Raw genomic sequence first — 21,993 nt, 5'->3', positions numbered from 1 at the left:
TACAGCAGTACCTATTTAACAGTTAAAAGAGGAATAAATTTGGTGAGCAAATTTCTTCATCGATCGCGTTGAATTGCGTTGGACGGAGCGAAATCCTGAAAACACGTCTCAATTTACCCATTTTTCCCGCAACCAGTTCCGTTTTCAAATGATAAGCCGCGGTGCCGTTACCGCCGCAAAGCAACGACAAAATTCTTGAATACAATCAATGCTTTAGAACATATTTTCGCTAAGAAACGGATGTCTTCAATTAAATAGTGGTCTTATGGTGTATTCCTATCCAATTGATTTCACTAGAGATTCTAAACGGTAAAGCATTCCCGCCTTTAGCTGACATTCACAAAATCTGATCACCATCCACCCTCACGGGTAAAGCCATGGCTTCGCATAATGTATATTATGTTAAATCCTCACGTCTCAGAACAACAGGTAAACTCTACCGCACGTCCAACGTCATTGCCTTGTCTTCACCGTGACGAACATTTTGATACGGTCGTGAATCTCTTGGAGTGCATGGCGAAAAGGCTCATGCATCTCACTGGTCGTCGGGTCTTCAAAGCTCCATACGATCACTTCGCCGGAGGTCGGCATCCGCGAGGCTTCTTCGGAAGATTTGTCACACAGTGTGCTCACGTAGTGAAACTGCTCCCCCACAAACTCATCGATTGCTTTGCTGCGCAGGCCGTTGGTCTCTATGCCTATGTGTTCGAGCGACTCCAAGGTGCGAGGATCAACTTCGCTGGGTTCAAGGCCAGCACTGCATGCTTCAAAATTTGATGAGTCGGTGTGGCGTAAGAGCGCCTCCGCAAACAGCGAACGGACGTCATTTTTAGCGCAAACAAATAGCACCCGAAATTTGTCAGCCATTTTAATCTCCTCCGCTCGAACGGTGATCTGAGAAAACGACATTGCTCAGTTAAGTAGTGTTTTGATCGCCCGACTTCATCACGGGACTCGTTGCGCAACATGATTTCCCGTATGGCTTTGTCGACAAAACCCTGCAATTGCGGAAATTGCTCGCGCAGACGAGTCAGCGTATGCAGCGGCACGGCCACCACCGAACTCGGCTCCAACGCCTCAATGCAGTAAGTACAAGGCGCTTGCTTCAGGTACGCACTCAAAGAGCCGATCGCCTCTCCTTCGTGGAAGAAAGCCTTATTACGCTGCTTGCCTTCTGGTGAGGAGTAGTAATAGCGGATAAGGCCAGTGAGTATCACGAAGAAATGTGTTGGGAATTCACCTGCCCGGATGATCGGCTGATCACGAGCATAGTGACGAAGTTCGAACACCTCCAGGAGGTGCTTCCAGAGCGTCGAATCGCTAACGCCATACCGATGGAAAACTGCCTTCAGCAGCTCCAGATCATTTGCCTCGGGCAAGCTTTTCACAATTATTCTTAAGGGGCGTGGATTGACCGTAAATGACAACCTAACATTACACCGAAAACAGCGATAGGGATGAAATGCAGGCGAATGATGATTTGAAAAACCGCCAATGCGGACTCGACTGCAATTGCGCCCGCCTCTCAGACCGATTTACGGAACGGAGTCGCAATCGACGGTGTCGTTTGTATTACGACACCGTAGTGTCGAGATCCTGTTCACATAGAAAGGTGGTTTTTATGAACAATATTATTTACATCGTCGGGGCAGTAGTGATTGCCGTCTTTATTCTGTCATTTGTCGGCTTTATATAGGTCTCTGCTGGGCCCGTAATCCTAACGGCATTTTTCAAATGCCGGGGCGGGCTACTGAAGGCCCCTCGGTGGGGCTACCTGGCCCTGCCAGTTGAGAACTACCTTAGTGGCCCTTATTTGCCCACCGCATTTGAAATGACAATGTGTGTTCAACATGAATCCGATGACTTCTGACGGTCGCTACTTTGTATATTTGGGTTCAGAGCATATCCAATGTCAGCTGTGGTGCTGCGGATCCTGGTCCGGCACGGGAACCGGTTGCAGATCTGCCAGGCCGCCATCCTCGATGGAACTCGGAAGGTCTTCGACATGGGCGTCCAGGTGCATAGGTGAATCCGGCGGTGGCTGATTGCTTGCCGGATGGGACGGTTCGGGGACATTGGCATGGGCCGGGTCCACGCCGGCAAGCTGCAGATAATCGTGTGCCGGCGCGGCCTCGGCCAGCTCGACAGGGCTGTGCTCAGTGTCAGGGGTCTGCGCGGTACCCTGCTCGTGTACCACGGGTGCCGAATGTTCGCTGCTGGCTTGGGCAAACTGCAGGTAGTGATCCACCGGCGAGAGCTCGGTGATATTCGGCTCCGGGGTGCCCGCCCCCATGTGAAGATCAGCACTGGCCATCGAAGACTGCTGCTCATGCCCTGACTCGAGCAGTGGCGTCGGGTCCGGCTGGCTACCGGTCAAGGTCATCACCAGGGAATGCTCAGTACCATCGGCCGTGCTCACGATAAAGTGATCAGTCACGCTTTCACCCGGCGCCAGCTGCGCAATCGCTGACTGGTCATTATCCGCGCTGTAGTGCCAGGCACCGCCGCATCATTGACAGGGAGATCCAGCAGCCCATCGACCTTGGCTTGGGCATCGCGCGCCTGGGCGAGTCGAGTGAGATGACCGAGGCCAAGCATGGCCGGCCCGATCGAACGTCCGGCCAGTATCGTGCAGGCCGACAATGCACCTGTCGTGAGGCTGCCATTGATCACTTCGGTAGCACCGATTATGACCGTCAAGACGGTCGACAACTGACCGAGCAGAGCGGCGTTCTCCCGCACCCACGCGCCCAATGTCTCAAGGCGCGCAGTGGCCTCCATGAAACGCGCATTGGCCTGACTATAGGTGCGGCTGAGACCTGGTTCGGCTCCTCTGGACTTTACCTCGGCCAAGCTGGCAAGAGCTGCCCACAGTAGATTACGCCTCTGCCGATCCGCCTCTTCGACGCGGCCAAGTGTAAATTCTGTGGCCTGTTTGACCAGCAGCGTCATGCCCAATGACACCAGGAACAGCACAAGGGGAATCAGCCAACCAGCCACCGATGTAGGCGATCAGGCCGATGTAGACGATGATGAAAGGTACTTCGTACAGCGCCACCGCCGCGTTTCCAGACCACATATCGCGTACTTGCGCCACTGAACGCACACCTTCGATCACGGAGGCCGTACCCAAATGTTCTACCGCGTTGATGTCCGCCTTGAGCAAGTGCTCAAATATGCGCGTGGTTGCCTCGCTCTCATATCGGGCGGCAATATGGGCAAACACGGCGGTACGGCCATATCGAAGCACGGCCTCAAGCAGGATGGCGATGGCGACACCGATGACCAGCACTGTCGCGGTTCCAAATGACTGGCTCGGCAGGATCCGGTCATAGATCTGCAGCAAGGCCAACGGCAAGGCCAGCGCCAACAGGTGTATGACCAAGGATACCGCTGCAATGTCCAGACGCTTGAGGCTTGGACCTCTCTCGATAGGAGTCTTGGTCGGCATCGCAGTCATTCCTTTTCGGGATGAAATCGAGCCCGGCTTGTTAGTGCTGGTTGCCAACCCCAACATAACTGCAGGAATACATCGCACCTTTACTTTAGACCGCCATCGCGGCTACGTCGCGCCAGTTAAGTTTGAAGCAAAATTTCGGGTAAATGAACGTAGCCTTCCGAGCGGCTGCGGCTACCGGTAGCACTTAGAAAATCGCCAAGCTCAAAACTCAAATGAAGGGGCTTCAGGCGATAGAAATTCAGCTTAACGAATCGCCGGATAGCCATCCGCTTACCGACGTTTCGCTCACCGGATCACCCAACGCGCTTCGCGCATTCTTTGTCTATGGGCGCCCAAAGAGCGCTGGCTATGTGCGCCACCGAACAGACGATCAACCCTCCATGTCTCCACACTCAAAGCTGAAAAGCTACGTCCACCAAGGCGCTGCTCAGTGCCGGCGCAATGTGTTGGCGCACCTCTTAAAATGCGCACAATTGTATTGATGCGTATCAGGCACAGGACCTTATGAACAGCATATGGACACGCCTACAGAAGGTATTTTCTCGCTCGTCCGATTTTTGGCGAGCCCGTCTGTTTCCCCCGCCCCGATTCAAATACGAACCCATTTTGCGTTCGGAGCTTTTCAGCGCCGATCAGATGGCCAGTCACGGCATCGCCCTGGCCGGCCGGCATCGCCTGACTACGCTGTCCGCACGGGACTCGATGCTGCACAGGCTCGATGACAACGAGGAGCTGCTCAAACGCAGCAGTACGGCGCTGGCCAACGCGCAAGTATCCAGCCGACGAGTGACGCCGGCAGCGGAATGGCTGCTGGACAATTACTATCTGATCGATGAAAACATTCGCACCGCCAGAACGCACTTGCCCAAAGGCTATAGCCGTGAGTTGCCTCGCCTGATCAACGGCCCGTCGGCGGGGCTGCCTCGCGTCTATGACATCGCGCTGGAGACCATCTCCCATGGCGACGGTCGAGTCGATGAGGAAAGCCTGAGCCGCTTCATTTTTTCCTATCAGACCGTGATGCCGCTTGCGCTGGGCGAACTGTGGGCGATACCGATCATGCTGCGTCTGGCATTGATTGAAAATCTGCGGCGAGTGGCCTCCAGAGTCATGGCCAATGCCGGCGAGCGCAATCTGGCCGATGACTGGGCCGAACACCTGATCGAAACCGCGGAACGAGACGTCAAAAGCGTGGTGCTGACCGTTGCCGACATGGCCCGCTCCGCACCTCCGATGACCGCCGCTTTTGTCGCTGAATTCACCCGCCGCCTGCAGGGCCAGAGCGCAGCGCTGGCCCTGGCGCTGAACTGGATGGAGCAGTCGCTGAGTGAGACAGGTTCCAGCATCGAACGCCAGGTGCAGCTCGATGCGCAACAACAGGCAGCGGATCAGGTGTCGATTGGCAACAGTATCGGCAGTTTGCGCCTCCTGTCCGCCACGGACTGGCGCGAGTTCGTCGAGTCGATGAGTCATGTCGAGCAAATTCTCAATGAAGACCCGGCAGACATTTACCGGGCGATGGATTTCAGTACCCGCGACAGCTATCGGCATGTCATAGAACGCCTTGCCCGCAGAAGTCCCCAGCACTCGGAAATCCAGGTCGCCCGCGCCGCGATCAATCTGGCTGCGACCGGAACCGCTACAGTCCCCTGCGAACTGCTGGCGCGCCATGTCGGGTATTACCTGGTCAGCGCAGGACTGCCGACGCTGGAGCGACGACTCAAGGCCAAGGTGCCGCTTCATGAGCGCTGGAAACGGTTGTTGCAGCAGTCGCCGCTGATGTTTTATCTGGCGCCGGTGGCTGTTCTGACGCTCATCTTCGCCTGGCCTTTACTGGCCTCCGCGCAACGCGACGGAATGCCCGATGCGGCGCTTCTGATGATGGCGATTCCCTGCCTGATCATGACCAGCCGACTGGCGATCAGCCTGATCAACTGGCTGGTGACGTTCAGTCTGTTGCCGACGACGCTGCCGAAAATGGATTTTGCCAGCGGTATTCCCGATGACGCGCGAAGTCTGGTGGTGATCCCGACGCTGATCGCCAGCCCGGCAGATGTGGACGAACTGGTGGAAGGTCTTGAAGTGCGGTTTCTCGCCAACCGCGACAGCAACCTGTATTTCGCGTTGCTGAGCGATTTTCTGGACGCGCCTGAAGCGTCTCAGCCGCAAGACGCCGAGCTGCTCACACAGGCCTCCCGTGCAATCACCCTGCTCAACCGAAAATACGCGGACGGACTCAGCGACCGATTCTTTCTGCTCCATCGGCCGCGTCGCTGGAACGCCAGCGAACGTGTGTGGATGGGTCATGAGCGCAAACGCGGCAAACTGATTGAACTCAACGCCCTGTTGCGTGGCCATGGAGAGGAACGCTTCAACGCCATCGTCGGCGACATCACGCCATTGCGCGGGGTGCGTTACGTGATCACGCTCGACACCGACACCCTGCTGCCGCGCGATGTCGCTCGCCAATGCGTGGCGGCCATGATGCACCCGTTGAATCGTCCGTTGTTCGACAGTGGCGGCGAGCAGATCATTTCCGGCTACGCGGTGCTGCAACCGCGAGTGGGCATCAGCCTGACCAGCGCCACGCGCTCGATCTATGCCCGGCTGTTTGGCAGTGATGCCGGCGTCGATCCCTACACTCGGACGGTATCGGACGTTTACCAGGACCTGTTCCAGCAAGGTTCTTTCATCGGCAAAGGCATCTACGACGTGGACGCGTTCACCTGCGCCCTGGAAGGTTGCTTGCCGGATAACCAGATTCTCAGCCACGACCTGATCGAAGGGTGTTATGCACGATCCGGCCTGCTCAGCGACGTGCAAGTCTACGAGCAATACCCTTCGCGCTACGGTGCCGATGTCAATCGACGGCATCGCTGGGTTCGTGGCGACTGGCAATTGCTGCCGTGGACATTGCCCTGGGCGCGCAACGCCGACGGCAAGTGGGTGCGCAACAGGCTGAGCGTCATGGCACGCTGGAAGATTCTGGACAATCTGCGACGCAGCCTGGAACCGCTGGCGCTGTTGCTGATGTTCGCATGGGGCTGGTTTGCCAGCAGTCAGCCAATGAACTGGACCCTGACTGTCATCGGGTTGATGGTGATTCAACCGTTGCTGCGAGCGGTGACCGATCTGATGCAGCCCCCCGCTAATGTGCCCTATGGACAATACCTCAGGGCGCTGCTGGGGGATCTGGCACAAGACCTCGCCCGGGCGGGTCTGACGCTCGCCTGGCTGCCCTACGAAATGTTCTACAGCGCTGACGCCATCCTGCGCTCACTCTGGCGAATCGGCTTCAGCAGACGCCGACTGTTGCAATGGCAGCCCTCGCGCGAGGTCGAGCGCACCACCGGAAACCGGCTGTCCGGCCTCTATCGCCAGATGTGGATCGAGCCGGTGTCGGCCCTGATCTCACTGGCCCTGCTGGTGGAGGATCCGCAGACGCTGGCCATCGCCAGTCCGTTGCTGTTGTCGTGGTTAGTGGGCCCCTGGATCGCTTGGTGGCTCAGTTCGGCACCCAAGCAGTCGGTGTTCGCACCGTCGACGGATGATTTGCGCTTCCTGCGGTTGCTGGCGCGCAAAACCTGGGCGTTCTTCGATCAATACGTCGGGCCTGAGGATCACTGGCTGCCACCGGACAACGTGCAGGAAGACCCCAGGCCTGCCATTGCCCATCGCACCTCGCCCACCAATATGGGCATGTCGCTGCTCGCCCACCTGGCCGCTCACGATTTCGCTTACTTGAGCACCGAACGGTTGCTGTCCCGGCTTGCGGCGTCGCTGGACAGCATGGACGGCCTGGAGCGTTATCGGCAGCATTTCTATAACTGGTACGACACGCAGACCCTCGAGCCGCTGCGTCCGCATTACGTCTCCACCGTCGACAGCGGCAACCTGGCGGGCCTGCTGTTGACGTTGAGCACCGGTATCGCGCAGTTGGCAGACGCCCCGATGTTCGGCCCTGCCGTGATCAAGGGCCTGCGCGATACCCTGGACATCCTTGCAGATTCCCAACGCGCCTCGGGGGCGGATGAATACGCCCTGCCACTGAGAAAAGGCCTTGAAACGGTCTCGCAAGCGGCTCCCCCTGAGGCGCTGGCAGACCTGCTGCACACGGCTCGCAGCATGGTCACTAGCCAGCCAGCGGACACCGACGAGGAAAGCCTCTACTGGCGAGAAGCGTTTACCCGTCAATGCACCGATTGGACAGAAGAACTGCAGCGTTATCGCCTCCCTGCCCCCTTGGTTACGATTGAGTCGCCTCGCACCTTGCGTCAACTGGCCCACCTGAACCCCACCGACTGGGGCGCCGAGCATCATCCTGAAATCGAGCGGGTCCGCAGCGACGCCGCGCAGCGTCTGGCAACCCTCAAGCGTCTGGTGTTATTGGCCAATTCGCTGGCGCAGATGGATTTCTCGTTGCTTTACGACAACCAGCGTGACCTGTTTGTCATCGGTTACAACGCCGAGGAGCGCAGGCTCGACACCGGTTACTACGACCTGCTGGCGTCCGAGGTGCGGCTGACCAATTACGTGGCCATCGCTCAAGGACAAATCCCCCAGCGCGCCTGGTTCACCCTGGGCAGGCTGCTGAGTGAAAACGCGGGCGTACCGACGTTGCTGTCTTGGTCGGGTTCGATGTTCGAATACCTGATGCCAATGCTGGTGATGCCCAACTTCGAGGGCAGCCTGCTGGACCAGACTTGCCGCGCCGCTGTGTCGGTGCAGATCGAACAGGGCAACAGGCTGGGCATACCGTGGGGCGTTTCGGAATCGGGTTACTCCACCGTCGACGCGCACTTCAATTATCAATACCGCGCCTTTGGCGTTCAGGCCCTCGGGCTGCAGCGCGGGCTGAGCAATGACGTCGTGATAGCGCCCTACGCCAGCGTCCTGGCGTTGATGGTCGATGCCAATGCGGCCTGCAAGAACCTGCAACGCCTCGCCCAGCAAGGCTGCGCTGGACGTTTCGGTCTGTATGAAGCCGTGGATTACACCGAGGCCCGCTTACCGCGTGGCCAACACTTCGTCGTGGTCCGCTCGTTCATGGCTCACCATCAGGGCATGAGCATGCTGGCCTTGACCAGCCGACTGCTCGATCAACCCATGCAACAGCGGTTCGAGTCCGATCCGGCGCTGCGATCAGCCCTGCTGCTGCTACAGGAGCGGGTGCCGAAATCCGCCGCGCCGTACCTGCAAACCGCACAGTCGCCGGTACTCGGCTATGTCGGTCAAGGCCAGGATACGGGGCTGCGGGTGTTCTCCGATCCGGGACGCAAGCGTCCGGCCGTGCAGTTGCTTTCCAACGGTCGCTACCACGTCATGCTGACCAGCGGCGGCGGTGGTTACAGCCGTCGTAATGAAATGGCGATCACCCGTTGGCAGGAGGACACCTCACAGGACAATTGGGGGATGTTCTGCTACCTGCGCGATGTCCAGAGCAACACAGTCTGGTCGGCGGCGCATCAACCGACGTTGCATCGACCCGAGAGCCACGAGGCGATTTTCAGCGACTCCCGTGCGGAGTTTCGCGCGCGCAACCTGGATTTCGACACGCACCTGGAGATTGTTGTCTCACCTGAAGACGACATCGAACTGCGTCGCCTGCATGTCACCAATCGAGCGTCATCGGCCAAGACGCTCGAACTCACCACCTATGCCGAAGTGGTGCTGACATCCCCGAGCAACGATGCCATGCACCCGGCGTTCAGCAAGCTGTTCGTGCAGACTGAATTACTGCCGGAGCTTCAAGCCATTGTCTGCAGCCGCCGCCCCCGGGCCAGCGATGAACCGACGCCGTGGATGTGCCATTTGCTGGCGGCACACGGGGTGGACATCGATGCGATCTCGTACGAAACCGATCGCGCCCGGTTCATCGGCCGGGGACGCAGCCTGGTGTCGCCGGCCGCCCTCGATGCCGATTGCCAACGCTTGTCAGGCACGGCAGGCCCGGTGCTCGATCCGGTCGTCGCGATTCGTTGCAGGATTACCCTGCAACCCGGCCAACTGGCCACCATCGATCTGGTCACCGGTGTCGCCGACAGTCGTGATGACTGCCTCTATCTGATCAACAAATACCGCGACCGCCACCTCGCCGATCGGGTGTTCGACCTGTCCTGGACCCATAGCCAGGTGCTGCTGCGTCAGCTCAATGCCTCGGTGTCCGATGCCCGTTTGTTCGAGCAGATGGCCTCGTCGGTGCTTTATGCGAACGCCTCGATGCGCGCCGACAACGCGGTGTTGATTGCCAATCGCCGCAATCAACCGGGACTCTGGGGTCAGGCCATTTCTGGCGACCTGCCCATCGTGTTGCTGCAAATCCAGAGCCTGGACAACATCGCCCTGGTGCAGCAATTGATTCAGGCCCACGCCTACTGGCGGCAAAAAGGGTTGGTGGTCGATTTGCTGATCTGGAACGAAGATCAGGCGGGTTATCGCCAGCAACTGCAAGACGCGATCCTGGGCCTTATCACCTCAGGCAGTGAAGCCACTCTGCTGGATCGTCCGGGCGGGATTTTTGTTCGCCCCGCGCAGCAGATGTCGAATGAAGATCGCGTGCTGTTCTTATCGGTTGCCAGGCTGGTGCTGAGCGAAGATCTGGGCAGCCTGGCCGAGCAGATTCATCGCCGCAAAGTGTCACCGGTGCACGCGCCGTTTGTGGCGACCCGGCATTTTCAGGCTCGGCCGGCATCGGTACGACCGAACCGTCCTTTCCTGCTGTTGAGCAACGAATATGGCGGCTTCAGCGCCGACGGCGGTGAGTACATCATCACCGGGCTCGCGCCCGACCCGACACCCGCGCCCTGGGTCAACGTGATCGCCAATGCACATCTCGGCACGGTGGTCTCGGAAGCCGGCAGTGCCTATACCTGGGCCGAAAACGCCCATGAATTTCGCCTGACGCCCTGGCACAACGATCCGGTCACCGATCGCAGCGGCGAAGCTATTTACCTGCGTGATGAAGAGACCGGGCATTTCTGGTCTGTAGCGCCTCAACCCTGCCCCGGACAAGGCCCGTACCAGGCCCGTCACGGTTTCGGTTACAGCGTTTTCGAGCATGAAGAAGACGGCATTTACAGCGAGCTGTGGATCTACGTGGCGCTGGATGCGCCGATCAAATTCTCTCGGCTAGTGTTGAGCAACCGCTCGGGACGCCGCCGGTCATTGTCGGTCACCGGGTATGTGGAATGGGTGCTGGGCGATCTGCGCAGCAAAACGGCGATGCATGTGGTCACCCAATCGGATCCCGCCAGTGGGGCCTTCTTCGCCCGCAACGCCTATTCGGTGGAGTTTTCCGAGCGGGTGGCGTTCTTTGACACCGACACGATCGATCACGGTGTCAGCGGTGACCGTACTGAATTCATTGGCCGCATTGGCACCCTCGCCTCACCGGCAGCGATGCAGCAGGCGGGTCTGTCCGGGCGCATGGGCGGCGGTCTGGACCCTTGTGCCGCCCTGCAAGTGTCGATCGAACTCGGCGAGGGTGATACACGGGAAGTCATTCTGCGTCTGGGGGCCGCGTCTTCCAGTAACGCCGCCACCCAGCTGGTGCAGCGTTATCGGGGCAGCCGGGTGGCTGCCGAGGAATTGCATAAAGTACGGGAACACTGGCGTTCATTGCTCGGGGTGATTCGTATTGAAACGGGCGCGCCTGAGGTCGACGTCATGGTCAACGGCTGGTTGATGTATCAGGTCATCGCGTGCCGTTTCCAAGCCCGAAGCGGCTACTACCAGTCAGGTGGCGCCATCGGTTTTCGCGATCAGTTGCAGGACAGCATGGCGATGATCCATGCCGATCCCGTAGCCGTGCGAGCGCACCTGTTGCTGTGCGCCGGCCATCAGTATGTGGAAGGCGACGTGCAACACTGGTGGCACCCGCCGATGAATCGAGGGGTCCGCACCGCCTGCTCCGATGACTTTTTGTGGCTGGTGGCCGCCACCAACCGCTATGTCGAAATGACCGCCGATGTGGGTGTACTGGAAGAGGTCGCCGGATACCTGGAAGGACGCCAATTGGTGGCTGGCGAAGAATCCTACTATGACCTGCCCGGTACATCGCCCCTGCAAGAGTCCCTGTATCAACACTGCGTGCGGGCCATCGAACACAGCCTGCGCCGGGGTCATCACGGGTTACCGCTGATGGGCTCCGGTGACTGGAACGACGGCATGAATCGCGTCGGCCACCTGGGTGCAGGGGAAAGTGTCTGGCTGGGCTTCTTCAGCTATCAGGTGCTGGAGCAATTTGCGCTGACCGCTCGCCTGCACGGTGATCACGCATTTGCCAAACGCTGCAGCGACAGCGCGGTGACACTGCAACGCAACCTCGATCAAACGGCCTGGGACGGCGCCTGGTATCGCCGTGCCTGGTTCGATGACGGACAAATGCTCGGCTCGGCGAGCAATGAAGAATGCCGTATCGATTCCATTGCTCAAAGCTGGTCAGTGCTGTCGGGGGCCGGCTCTGCCGTCCGCCAGATCAAGGCCATGCAGGCATTGGATGAGCATCTGATCAAACGTGACATCCGCGCCGTGCTGCTGCTCGATCCCCCGTTTGACAAGGGCGCCCTGGACCCCGGCTACATCAAGGGCTACGTGCCAGGCGTGCGCGAGAACGGAGGTCAGTACACCCATGCTGCTGTTTGGGCGGGCATGGCGTTTGCGCAGTTGGGTGAAGCCGGCAAAGCATGGGAATTGCTGAATCTGATCAACCCCGCCGCCCCTGCCAACAACGCTCGAATCGAGACCTATAAGGTGGAGCCCTATGTCATGGCTGCGGATGTCTACGGCACCGCGCCCCATGCCGGTCGAGGTGGCTGGACCTGGTACACCGGTTCTGCGGGCTGGATGTACCGGCTGATTGTCGAGTCGTTGCTGGGCGTACAACGCAGCGGCCGCACGCTCCGAATCGAACCGCTGATACCGGTCGACTGGCCGGGCTTCATCTTGCACTACCGCTTCGGCAAAACCCTCTACCACTTTGATGTGCGTCAGGGCAGTTCGACCTTCACCTCCATGACCCTCGACGGCCAGCCATTGGGTGACGGTGCGCTGCCACTGGATGACGGCGGTCTGGAGCATTGGGTCCGGGTAGATTGTCGCGTGCGGTCACCCAGGCCCCAAGCGCTGGAATTCGAGCGTGCCGCCGATGAATAGACATTGATCACCAGCCATGGCATGCATGGGAGTACCCTGAGCGGTCACGCCCCTGTTCCGCCACGGATGCTCTGCCATGCATGCCTCCCCCGATCCAAGCCACAATCATCTACTGGCGGCACTCCCGGCCGTCGACCTCCAGCGTCTTGTTCCGCACCTGGAGCTGGTCAGCCTGGCGCTGGGGGATGTGTTGTATGAACCGGGGGACACCTTGCGGCACGTTTACTTTCCGACCGACGCCATCGTCTCCCTGCTGCATGTCACGGAAAACGGTTCGTCAGCAGAAATCGCCGTGGTCGGCAACGAGGGTTTGATCGGCATTGCGCTGTTCATGGGCGGCGAAAGCACTTCCAGTCGGGCGGTGGTGCAGAGTGCCGGCGGTGCATTTCGCCTGCCGGGGCAACAACTCAAGAAAGAATTCAACCGTCATGGCGATCTGCTCCTGCTGATGCTGCGTTACACCCAGGCGCTGATCACGCAGATGTCACAGACCGCCCTGTGCAATCGCCATCATTCAATTGATCAGCAATTGTGTCGATGGCTGCTGCTGTCGCTGGATCGCCTGCACGGCAATCACCTGAACATGACTCAGGAGCTGATTGCCAACATGCTGGGCGTGCGCCGCGAAGGCGTCACGGAAGCCGCCGGCAAACTGCAGCGTCAAGGCGTCATCGAGTACAGCCGCGGCCAGATCACGGTACTCGATAGAGCGCGCCTTGAACGGCTCAGCTGCGAGTGCTACCTGGTGGTCAAGACCGAAACCGATCGGCTGTTGCCTTGGTCCGAGTGAACCATCACCTCCTGTTTCGGGCAAATATAGATGCCCCCCCGTAAAAGGTGGTGTTTCCATCACTTTAAAGCCCAACAATTGGGCACTGTCCGGATTGGCTCTTCTATCAAGCCAAAACGAAAGCGTAGACGTATCAAGTTTGGTACCAGCCTACTGATCGTCAGCGACTTACAGTTTTCGTAGGAGCAGGTTCTTTTTTAGCGGTGTGGGCGGTCACCCTCCTCAGCTAAAAAAGGCTGCCCCTACTTTTTATTTGCCAGACAGGGCTGTCTGCCCACTTCGCCTGACGTGTAGGCATTCTCCTCCAGGTGTAACCGTTCCTGAGTCAGACGATTGTCGCTCGCGTCATACCGAAAAACGCGACACAAGACCGTTGAGTGACACTGCCAATCGAGACAGTTCCTGAGTGGCAGCACTGGTCTGGATCGCGCCGGCGGATGTTTGAGAGGCCAGGTCGCGGATGTTGGTCAGGTTACGATCCACTTCCCGAGCTACTTGTGCCTGCTGTTCGGCAGCACTGGCAATCACAAGGTTGCGTTCATTGATTTGAGTGAAGGAGCAAGCCATACGATCGAGGGCATTCCCCGCTGCCTGGGCCATTTCCAGCGTATCTCGCGCCTTGGTATTACTGCGCTGCATTGCGTTGACGGCCTGTTGGGTGCCTTGCTCGATGGCACTGACGAGTTGTTCGATCTCTTGGGTTGAACCCTGGGTACGGTGGGCCAGCCCACGAACTTCGTCGGCGACCACGGCAAAGCCGCGCCCTGCCTCCCCTGCCCTGGCCGCTTCGATTGCCGCGTTGAGTGCCAAGAGATTGGTTTGCTCGGCAACCGAGCGAATAACGTCGAGCACTTGACTGATATCACGAACGCGTCCCGCCAAATCTTCCACATCGTCAGCGGTAGCCGTTACGCCAGTGACCAGTTCACCTATAGCATCGACGGTGCGTAGAACCTGCTGTCGGCCGAGCTGAGCGGTCTGATCGGATTCGCGTGTGGCATCGGAGGTTGATACGGCGTTTCGGGCGACATCTTCCGCAGCCCCGTCATTTCATTGATGGCCGTCGCAGCCTGTTCGATCTCGCCATTTTGCAGGGTTAACCCTTGGGCGATAGCCAGGAGGGTATCGCGCAGATTGCCTTGCATCGTGCGCAGCGCCGCCATCAACCGGGCCGGCTCGTCGCTGCCTGTTACGTCAATTTGACTGGTGAGATTACCCGTGGCCACGGTTTCGGCCAGGATGACCGACTGCCGCAGCGGCAGGACAATGCTGCGAATCAACACTAGTGCCACCGAGAATGAGGCCAGCGCAACAATCAGTAACGCGCCCATCACACCGCTGTGCGCGTTCCTGAGGGAGGTAGTGAGGCGGTCACAGACATGGCTGGGTAAACCCACAGTACCGAGCCAGTTTCGGGCGTTTTCCACGGCGCGTGGTCGTCAACATCGAGCGCGCCGAATCCGGCAATCAGGGCGCAGATCAGGATTGACCGGATCTCGATGGAACACCGCCAATTGCATTTTCAGATCGGCCAATTTGAAGCTGGTGTTCTGGAAGGCGAAGATCGGTATGCCGAACACGTTGCGGTCCTTGGTGTGCTCGAGCGTGCTTTCGAGCACGGCCTCGGTGCCGGCGACGCTGCTGATAGCAATGGACAGCCGTTCCCCGGCCAATTCCTTCATCAACTGTATGAAGCCCTGCCCGGCCACGCCGCCCAGCAGGTTTCCCTTCGGCACCCGAACGTTGTCGAAGAACAGCATGGTGGTGTCCTGGGCGCCACGCCGAGAGGAACGCTTCGAACGGCGAGCTATTCTTTATCTGGGGACAACCTGCAAAGGAGACGCCAGCATGACCAGCTTGAAACTTCACCCAGCACTGGACAATGGTATTCAACCCGCCGCCGCGAATTTCACAGGTGGCACCCTGCAATGCCTGTGTGCGACCGACAAGGTCGAGGTCAAGATTGACGCACAAACGCTGCATAACCATGCGTGCGGCTGCAGCAAATGCTGGAAACCGCAAGACGCGACATTTGCCGTCATCGCCGTGGTACCTCGCGATAAGGTCAGCGTCACTGCCCACGGCGAAAAACTGGCGATTATCGACGAAACCGCCACCATTCAGCGCCACGCCTGCAAGCAGTGCCACGCCCATCTCTTCGGGCGCATCGAGAACAAGGACCATGCGTTTTATGGCCTGGACTTCGTCCACACCGAACTCTCTCCCCAAAGCGGATGGGCTGCGCCGGGTTTCGCTGCGTTCGTGTCCTCCATCATCGAAACCGGCACACCGCCAGTGCAAATGAAGGCGATCCGTGAGCGCCTGCGCTCGATCGGCCTGGAGCCCTATGACTGCCTGTCCCCGGACTTGATGGACGCAATGGCGACTCATGTTGCGAGACAGAAAGGCCTGCTCCCCGCCGCCTGATTGATCGGCCATCGCGGTTTCTTCGCGCCAAGTGCCAAGTGATGTGCCGAACTAACGTTTGAATGGAGACCGCCCGAACGCGGCCGGATAGATGTACGCGCAGCAATTTGGTCCGGCACCCGTGGTCTTGATGTCGAAAGCCCCCCCTATCAGGGTTGGCTGCCAAGCCGAAACCGGCTCTAGACTGCCCCGGCGAAACTCCAGCGCGCGACGTGAATGGCGCGTCCACTCAACGCTCCCCTCCTGCGCCGCGCTGGTGTTTCGTGCTTACTCGATCAAGCCCTGCTTGCGAGCCCAGGAGACCGCATCATAACGGCTCGAGACTTCCAGCTTGGCGTAGATGTTTTTGAGGGTGGGCCTGGCGCCGAGTCGTTCGATCATCTCACTACACGTAGCTTGACGTGCGGCTATCAGAGACGATCCTCGTCGCTACAGGCGCCAATTACTGACAACGCAACCACGGGTTACTGCCAGTTCGACGGGTTGGGGTTTCATGGGGGTGACGGGCGGGAATCTTGCATCTCCCCAAGAAGACCTGAGGACATCAAGGTGTGGATTGAAGGTTCAGGACGTACCGCCCTGCCCCGGCGCTACTGAAGAATGCAATCTGGATGGAGGTGACGCACACGCGTATGCTCTTAATCGTCTTGCAAATTTGCCTTTTTCTTATGAGCCGTCGCAGGTTTAAAAAGAAATTCAAAGGCCCGTATAACGAGAGATTCTAGGACGCTCGGGAGCCGTTGTGAGATTCTTTTGAAACGGGCGTTCACGTCCAGAAGTACACCAAGACAGGATCTTGAACTCGTTTCATCTGCTCTTGGCTATGCAATCAGTCATCCAGTTTCCAGGTTGCATCGTCGGTGACAGGAGATCGACGCCCCTTAAACTGATGCAAATGCTACGCTTCAACCTCGACGACAGGAGATGAAGCGACTCCCATCGAAAACTCACTTCATAGAGACCAAGAGTGGCCATGAAGCGGATCCTGAGCGGTGCTATCACCCTGGCAATAATCAGCACGATGACCGTTGGTCTACTCCAATGGAGAGCCGTCGCAAAGCAGAATCAAGAAGTTTCTTGCAGTGAAGCCAGGCACGTCTTGAAAGGAGTGGAGATTCGAGCGCGAGCGTTGGCTGCCGGGATGACCGTAGAGGCGTACGCTAACGCTGAAGAAGAGGAAGTGGCGAAACTGATCCGCGCTCTCGAAGGTGCGAATAGCGCGGCGGATGTTGATTCGGTCATGGAGAGTCACGCTGCCGCCATAGAAGCGGTGGACGCCCCTGTTGAGGCAGAGGTGGACGCTCGAGGCATTCAAGCATTCCTCGAACAACGATTAAAGAAGCAGCGGATCCCCGTCGATGTTAAACAACAGCTCGAACGCGCCGCAAAGGCAGTCAGTGTCACTTGTAGCTAGCGCTCCGCGCTAACCAGACCTCCCCTCAAAAACTGCCCGACCCAGACTTTCATTTGAGCCAAAAAATGGCCAAATTCATACCCCCCACCCCTCCCTCACAGCCTTTCGAATCCCCTCCAGCAACATCGCAAACGCCGGGTTGTCATTATTCTCGCGCCAGATTAAATGCAGCTCGCTCTGTATGCCTTCCCCCAGATCGATATCCCGAAACACCACGTTCTTGAACGCAACACTGGTGGCGCAGCGAGGGACCAGGGCCAGGCCCATTCCGGCGTTGACCAGCGCCAGAATAGTCAGTGACGAACCGAGCCATTGCACGTATTCCGGAGCGACGCGGGCTGAACGCAGCATGCCGGTCAGCAGTTCGTTGAACGGCGGATAGGCGGCGTGGGAGTACATCAGGAACGGTTGCGCGTCGAGGTCTTTGACGAACACGGCTTCGGCACTGGCCAGCGGGTGGCGGCTGGGGACGGCCAATACAAATGGCTCGCGCACCAGGCACTCGGTGGCATAGCCCGGTTCCAGCAAGGGCGCGCGGACGATGCCCAGATCGATACGCCGGGCGCGAAGGGCTTCGTGCTGTTGGTAGGTGTTCATCTCCGACAGATCGATTTTGACATGCGGCTGTTTAAGCCGTGCTTCAGCAATGACCTTGGGCAGAAATTCGTACACCGCGCTGCCAACGAAGCTGATATTGACCGAGCCGATGTCGCCTTCGGCAAAACGCCGGGCAGTGACGGCGGCTTGCTGGGCGCGCTCCAGAAGGTTCTGCGCTTCGATGAAGAACGCGCGACCGGCGGCGGTGAGGGCAACGCTACGGGTGGTGCGGGTGAACAACTCGACCCCCAAGTGGTGCTCCAACAGTTGGATCTGTCGACTGAGGGGCGGTTGCGTCATGTTCAGGCGTTCGGCGGCGCGACGAAAGTTGAGTTCGGTGGCCACCGTGGTGAAGCAGCGCAGTTGAGTCAGTTCGAACATTGATCTAATCCAGGTATCAATCTAATGCCAAGTTAGATTAGACGGGATCAATTGTCCCGTCCATGATCGGCGCGTCCCTAAAAAAACAATGATCGGGAGTTGCCTCTTGAATACCCTCCAGAATCCGCCGGACCCGAATGTGCTTGCCCGCGCCGCGGCCAAGGTGAAGCGCCATGTGCTGCCGCTGTTTGTGGTGATGTTCATCGTCAACTACATCGACCGGGTCAACATCGGCTTCGTACGCAGCCACATGGAAACCGACCTGGGCATCGGCGCAGCGGCCTATGGCCTGGGTGCCGGGCTGTTCTTCATTGGTTACGCGATATTCGAAGTGCCCTCCAACATACTGCTGCAACGCTACGGTGCGCGCGCCTGGTTGACGCGCATCATGTTCACCTGGGGCGCCGCCGCCATGGCCATGGCCTTCGTGCGCGGCGAAACCAGCTTCTATGTGCTGCGCTTCATTCTCGGCGCGGCCGAAGCGGGTTTTTTTCCGGGCATCATTTACTACTTCACCCAGTGGCTGCCGTCGACTGAACGGGGCAAAGCCATGGCGATCTTTCTCAGCGGTTCCGCCATTGCTTCGGTCATTTCCGGCCCGGTGTCCGGTGCGCTGCTGAACGTCAGCGGTTTCAGCCTGCATGGCTGGCAGTGGATGTTCCTGATTGAAGGCTTCGCCTCCATCGTCCTGTGCGGTTTTGTCTGGTTCTGGCTGCAGTCCCATCCGCGTGAAGCGAAATGGCTGAGCGCCGAAGAAAAGGACGCTCTGGTTGGCGCCATCACGCTGGAGCAGCAGGCTCGCGAAGCCGCGCAGACGATCAAACCGTCGATGTTCAAACTGCTGGCCGACAAGCAAATTACCCTGTTCTGTTTTATCTACTTTTCCATTGCCCTGACCATCTATGGCGCCACGTTCTGGCTGCCGAGCATGATCAAAAAAATGGGCAACCTCGGCGACTTCCAGGTTGGCCTGTTCAACTCGATTCCGTGGCTCATTTCCATCGTCGCGATGTATGGCTTCGCCGCCATGGCCAGTAAATGGAAACACCAGCAAGCCTGGGTGTCGTTGACGCTGGTGATTGCGGCCTTCGGCATGTTCATGTCGACCATGGGCGGACCGATCTTCGCCTTCGTCGCCATCTGTTTTGCGGCCATTGGTTTCAAGGCCGCCTCGGCGTTGTTCTGGCCGATTGCGCAAGGCTATCTGGATGCGCGCATCGCCGCGGCGGTGATCGCCCTGATCAACTCCATCGGCAACCTTGGCGGTTTCGTGGCCCCGACGGCGTTCGGTTTCCTGGAACAAAAAACCGGCTCTATCGAGGGCGGGCTTTACGGCCTGGCCGCCACATCACTGGTAGCGGCCGTGGTGATCTTTTTCGCTCGCACGGCACCCCGTGGCGACGCCTTTCGCTCGCGGACCGGCAAACCCGCCGCAGACGCAGCCTGCAAAAAATCCATCAGTCAACCAGCCTTGAGTTCAGGTTCAAAGGGAGCAGCCTCTTGAAAATCAAACGAGTCACCGTCACCCCCATCGCTTTCCGTGATCCGCCACTGCTCAATGCCAGTGGTATCCACGAACCGTTCGCGCTGCGCTCGATCATCGAGATCGAGAGCGACAATGGCTACATTGGCCTGGGTGAGAGCTACGGCGACGCTCCGGCGCTGGCGATCCAGCAGCAATTGCAAGATAAGTTGATCGGCCTCGACCCGTTCAATCTCAATCAGCTGCGCGCCATCGTGCAGGCCACCGTGGCGGCGAACAAACCGGCGAGCATCGCCGGCGCAGAACTGGCACCCGGTTCTCACGCCAGCAAAGCGGTGAGCAATGCGTACTCGGCGTTCGAAGTGGCGTTCCTGGATTTACAGGCGCACTCGCTGAACGTGCCGTTGGTGGACTTGCTGGGCGGTGCGATCCGTGACGAGATTCCGTTCAGCGCCTATCTGTTCTTCAAATACGCCCAGCATATCGATTCGCCTTACAAACCAGACAGTTGGGGTGAAGCGCTGAACGAAGAGCAGATCGTCGCCCAGGCTCGGCGCATGATCCAGACCTATGGTTTCAAGAGCATCAAGCTCAAGGCTGGCGCGCTGGAACCGGAGCATGAAGTGGCGTGCATCAAGGCGCTGAAAAAGGCGTTCCCGGGTTACCCGCTGCGGATCGATCCAAACGCTAACTGGTCCATGGAAACATCGATTCGCATGGCCGAACTGCTGGGCGACGACCTGCAATATTACGAAGACCCGACGCCGGGCCTGGAGGGTATGTCCGAACTGCACAAACGCACCGGCCTGCCGCTGGCGACCAATATGGTGGTCACTGATTTCGATGAGTTTCGCCGCAGTGTGGCATTGAACAGTGTGCAGATCGTCCTCGCCGATCACCACTATTGGGGCGGCCTGCGCGACACTCAGGCGCTGGCGAAAATGTGCCAGACCTTTGGCTTGGGCGTGTCCATGCATTCCAACTCACACCTGGGTATCAGCCTGATGGCCATGGCCCATGTCGCCGCCTCGGTGCCCAATCTCGATTACGCCTGCGACACGCATTACCCTTGGCAGGAACCAGACGAAGAGGTGATCAAGGGCGGCAAGCTGCCCATCGTCGATGGTTGCGTGAAAATTACCCGAGCGCCCGGGTTGGGCCTCGAGCTGGATCACGATCAATTGGGCAAGCTGCATGACCAATACCTGACGTGCGGCATTCGCCAGCGCGATGATGTGAAACAGATGCAGCGTTACAAGCCTGAGTGGAAAACCATCAAACCGCGTTTTTGAGGGTGTCCGGAGCCTGGCTGTCAGGGCAAGGCACCGGTTTTTCAGCACCGATAAAACATTACGCGGACACCCTCGCCCTTAATGCTGGCGTTTGGAAGGTGTGTTGGCTGGACCCTTACGCTAGGCGGCCCGCTCCAGGGCATCCAGCAAGCCAACAAATTCCAGCGAAAGCTTATGGCGAGGGGCCAAATGGATGAGCGGGACTGAAACTTCGTGAGATTCGCGCATCTTGACGGAGCTGCTCAGGTAAACCGGCAGCACAGGTAAACCTTCCGCCAGCAGCTCATCAACGAGACTTTGGTGCAGGTCAGTGTGCCCAGTGAACTGGTTAACCACCACCCCCTCCACTTTCAGTGATTCATTGTGATCACAACGTAGATCTTCTACCTGTGCGATGACGCGATACAGCGCCTGACGAGAAAAACTGTCGCAATCAAACGGAATCAGCAACCTGTCTGCAGCCACCAGCGCGCTGAAGGTATAAAAACTCAGTGACGGGGGTGTATCGATATAGATGCGCTCATAATCCTCGGAAAGCTCTACCAGTAACTTGCGTAGCTTATTGATCTTGAACTTGCTCTCCAGTTTTGATTGCAGGTCTGACAGTTCGGGACTGGCAGCCACCAGGTGGAGGTTGTCGTATCGGGTCTCGATGATGTTCACGCGACTCCTTCTGCCTTCGAAGCCCCCAGACAATGTTTGTTTGAAAAAATCGGCGATGCCCGTCGGAATGCTCTCGTTGATCAGGCCAGTGAGATAGTGAGTCGAATTTGCCTGGGGATCGAGATCGACCAGCAGCGTTCGGTAACCTTCGGCAGCACTCACAGCGGCAAGGTTGCAGGCAATGCTGGATTTTCCAACGCCACCTTTCTGATTGAATACGACACGACGCATGGGGCTTGCTCATCCGTGAAAAAGGCCAAAGGCCAGCTGAGGTGAAGTGTAAGAAGTCGTGTCAATTCTATGACCGTAACATTACAGTTTTACGACAGTGAT

General features: G+C 58.4%; 14 protein-coding genes and 2 pseudogenes. 6 read left to right on the top strand and 10 right to left on the bottom strand.

All coding sequences use genetic code 11. From position 1 onward, the window contains the following. Window positions 1–453: 453 nt before the first annotated feature. The 5 genes and pseudogenes from ACA048_RS14440 to ACA048_RS14420 all read right to left on the bottom strand — a co-directional run bounded on the left by ACA048_RS14440 (window position 454) and on the right by ACA048_RS14420 (window position 3,451). Entirely contained in the window at window positions 454–867 is a 414-nt protein-coding gene (locus tag ACA048_RS14440) for an arsenate reductase ArsC (RefSeq protein WP_497629754.1), read from the bottom strand. A 206-nt stretch (window positions 868–1,073) separates the two neighbouring features. Continuing rightward, window positions 1,074–1,217 (bottom strand): annotated as a pseudogene (locus ACA048_RS14435) (Crp/Fnr family transcriptional regulator); the annotation flags it as partial. 695 nt (window positions 1,218–1,912) lie between these two features. Next, window positions 1,913–2,455, bottom strand: a complete 543-nt coding sequence (locus ACA048_RS14430) for a VCBS domain-containing protein (RefSeq protein WP_497629863.1) — start codon at window positions 2,453–2,455, stop codon at window positions 1,913–1,915. Next, window positions 2,434–2,781 carry a hypothetical protein gene (locus ACA048_RS14425; RefSeq protein ID WP_497629753.1) on the bottom strand — a complete coding sequence of 116 codons (348 nt, stop codon included), beginning with the start codon at window positions 2,779–2,781 and terminating at the stop codon, window positions 2,434–2,436. The genes ACA048_RS14430 and ACA048_RS14425 overlap by 22 nt, the downstream gene beginning before the upstream one ends. A 97-nt stretch (window positions 2,782–2,878) precedes the next feature. Then, window positions 2,879–3,451 carry an ABC transporter transmembrane domain-containing protein gene (locus ACA048_RS14420; protein WP_497629752.1) on the bottom strand — a complete coding sequence of 191 codons (573 nt, stop codon included), beginning with the start codon at window positions 3,449–3,451 and terminating at the stop codon, window positions 2,879–2,881. A gap of 513 nt (window positions 3,452–3,964) precedes the next feature. On the opposite strand from ACA048_RS14420, the gene ACA048_RS14415 reads away from it, so the two are divergent. Both ACA048_RS14415 and ACA048_RS14410 read left to right on the top strand, forming a co-directional pair. Beyond that, window positions 3,965–12,613, top strand: coding sequence for a GH36-type glycosyl hydrolase domain-containing protein (locus ACA048_RS14415; RefSeq protein WP_497629751.1), 8,649 nt, complete (start codon window positions 3,965–3,967; stop codon window positions 12,611–12,613). A gap of 76 nt (window positions 12,614–12,689) precedes the next feature. Beyond that, window positions 12,690–13,403, top strand: coding sequence for a Crp/Fnr family transcriptional regulator (locus tag ACA048_RS14410; protein WP_497629750.1), 714 nt, complete (start codon window positions 12,690–12,692; stop codon window positions 13,401–13,403). Window positions 13,404–13,748: 345 nt separating this feature from the next. On the opposite strand, the pseudogene ACA048_RS14405 reads toward ACA048_RS14410, so the two are convergent. The 3 genes and pseudogenes from ACA048_RS14405 to ACA048_RS14395 form a co-directional block, all read right to left on the bottom strand. Next, a pseudogene (locus tag ACA048_RS14405) lies at window positions 13,749–14,348 on the bottom strand (methyl-accepting chemotaxis protein); the annotation flags it as partial. Continuing rightward, a complete protein-coding gene (locus tag ACA048_RS14400; protein WP_497629749.1) occupies window positions 14,333–14,734 on the bottom strand; it encodes a HAMP domain-containing protein in 402 nt (133 codons plus the stop codon). The gene ACA048_RS14400 and the pseudogene ACA048_RS14405, both read right to left, overlap by 16 nt. Window positions 14,735–14,842: 108 nt before the next feature. Next, window positions 14,843–15,163 carry an acyl-CoA dehydrogenase family protein gene (locus ACA048_RS14395; RefSeq protein ID WP_497629748.1) on the bottom strand — a complete coding sequence of 107 codons (321 nt, stop codon included), beginning with the start codon at window positions 15,161–15,163 and terminating at the stop codon, window positions 14,843–14,845. Window positions 15,164–15,251: 88 nt separating this feature from the next. Between ACA048_RS14395 and gfa the strand changes: the two genes are divergently transcribed. Further along, a complete protein-coding gene (gene gfa, locus ACA048_RS14390; RefSeq protein WP_497629747.1) occupies window positions 15,252–15,830 on the top strand; it encodes an S-(hydroxymethyl)glutathione synthase in 579 nt (192 codons plus the stop codon). A gap of 973 nt (window positions 15,831–16,803) precedes the next feature. Beyond that, on the top strand, window positions 16,804–17,244 hold the full coding sequence (locus ACA048_RS14385; RefSeq protein WP_497629746.1) for a hypothetical protein: 441 nt from the start codon (window positions 16,804–16,806) through the stop codon (window positions 17,242–17,244). Window positions 17,245–17,319: 75 nt separating this feature from the next. Here ACA048_RS14385 and ACA048_RS14380 read toward each other — a convergent pair whose 3' ends face one another. Continuing rightward, window positions 17,320–18,222: a LysR family transcriptional regulator gene (locus ACA048_RS14380; protein WP_497629745.1), complete on the bottom strand. Its 903-nt coding sequence runs from the start codon at window positions 18,220–18,222 to the stop codon at window positions 17,320–17,322. 106 nt (window positions 18,223–18,328) lie between these two features. Here ACA048_RS14380 and ACA048_RS14375 point away from each other — a divergent pair, with 106 nt between their 5' ends. Both ACA048_RS14375 and ACA048_RS14370 read left to right on the top strand, forming a co-directional pair. Next, window positions 18,329–19,726: an MFS transporter gene (locus ACA048_RS14375; RefSeq protein ID WP_497629744.1), complete on the top strand. Its 1,398-nt coding sequence runs from the start codon at window positions 18,329–18,331 to the stop codon at window positions 19,724–19,726. Next, window positions 19,723–20,997 carry a glucarate dehydratase family protein gene (locus tag ACA048_RS14370; protein WP_497629743.1) on the top strand — a complete coding sequence of 425 codons (1,275 nt, stop codon included), beginning with the start codon at window positions 19,723–19,725 and terminating at the stop codon, window positions 20,995–20,997. The genes ACA048_RS14375 and ACA048_RS14370 overlap by 4 nt, the downstream gene beginning before the upstream one ends. 120 nt (window positions 20,998–21,117) lie before the next feature. On the opposite strand, the gene ACA048_RS14365 is transcribed toward ACA048_RS14370, so the two are convergent. Continuing rightward, window positions 21,118–21,891, bottom strand: coding sequence for a ParA family protein (locus ACA048_RS14365; protein ID WP_497629742.1), 774 nt, complete (start codon window positions 21,889–21,891; stop codon window positions 21,118–21,120). Window positions 21,892–21,993: the final 102 nt, after the last annotated feature.

The sequence above is a fragment of the Pseudomonas sp. LBUM1659 genome (assembly GCF_059716045.1).
The sequence above is the reverse complement of the archived record's forward strand: the minus strand, read 5'-3'. Positions and strand labels throughout refer to the sequence as shown.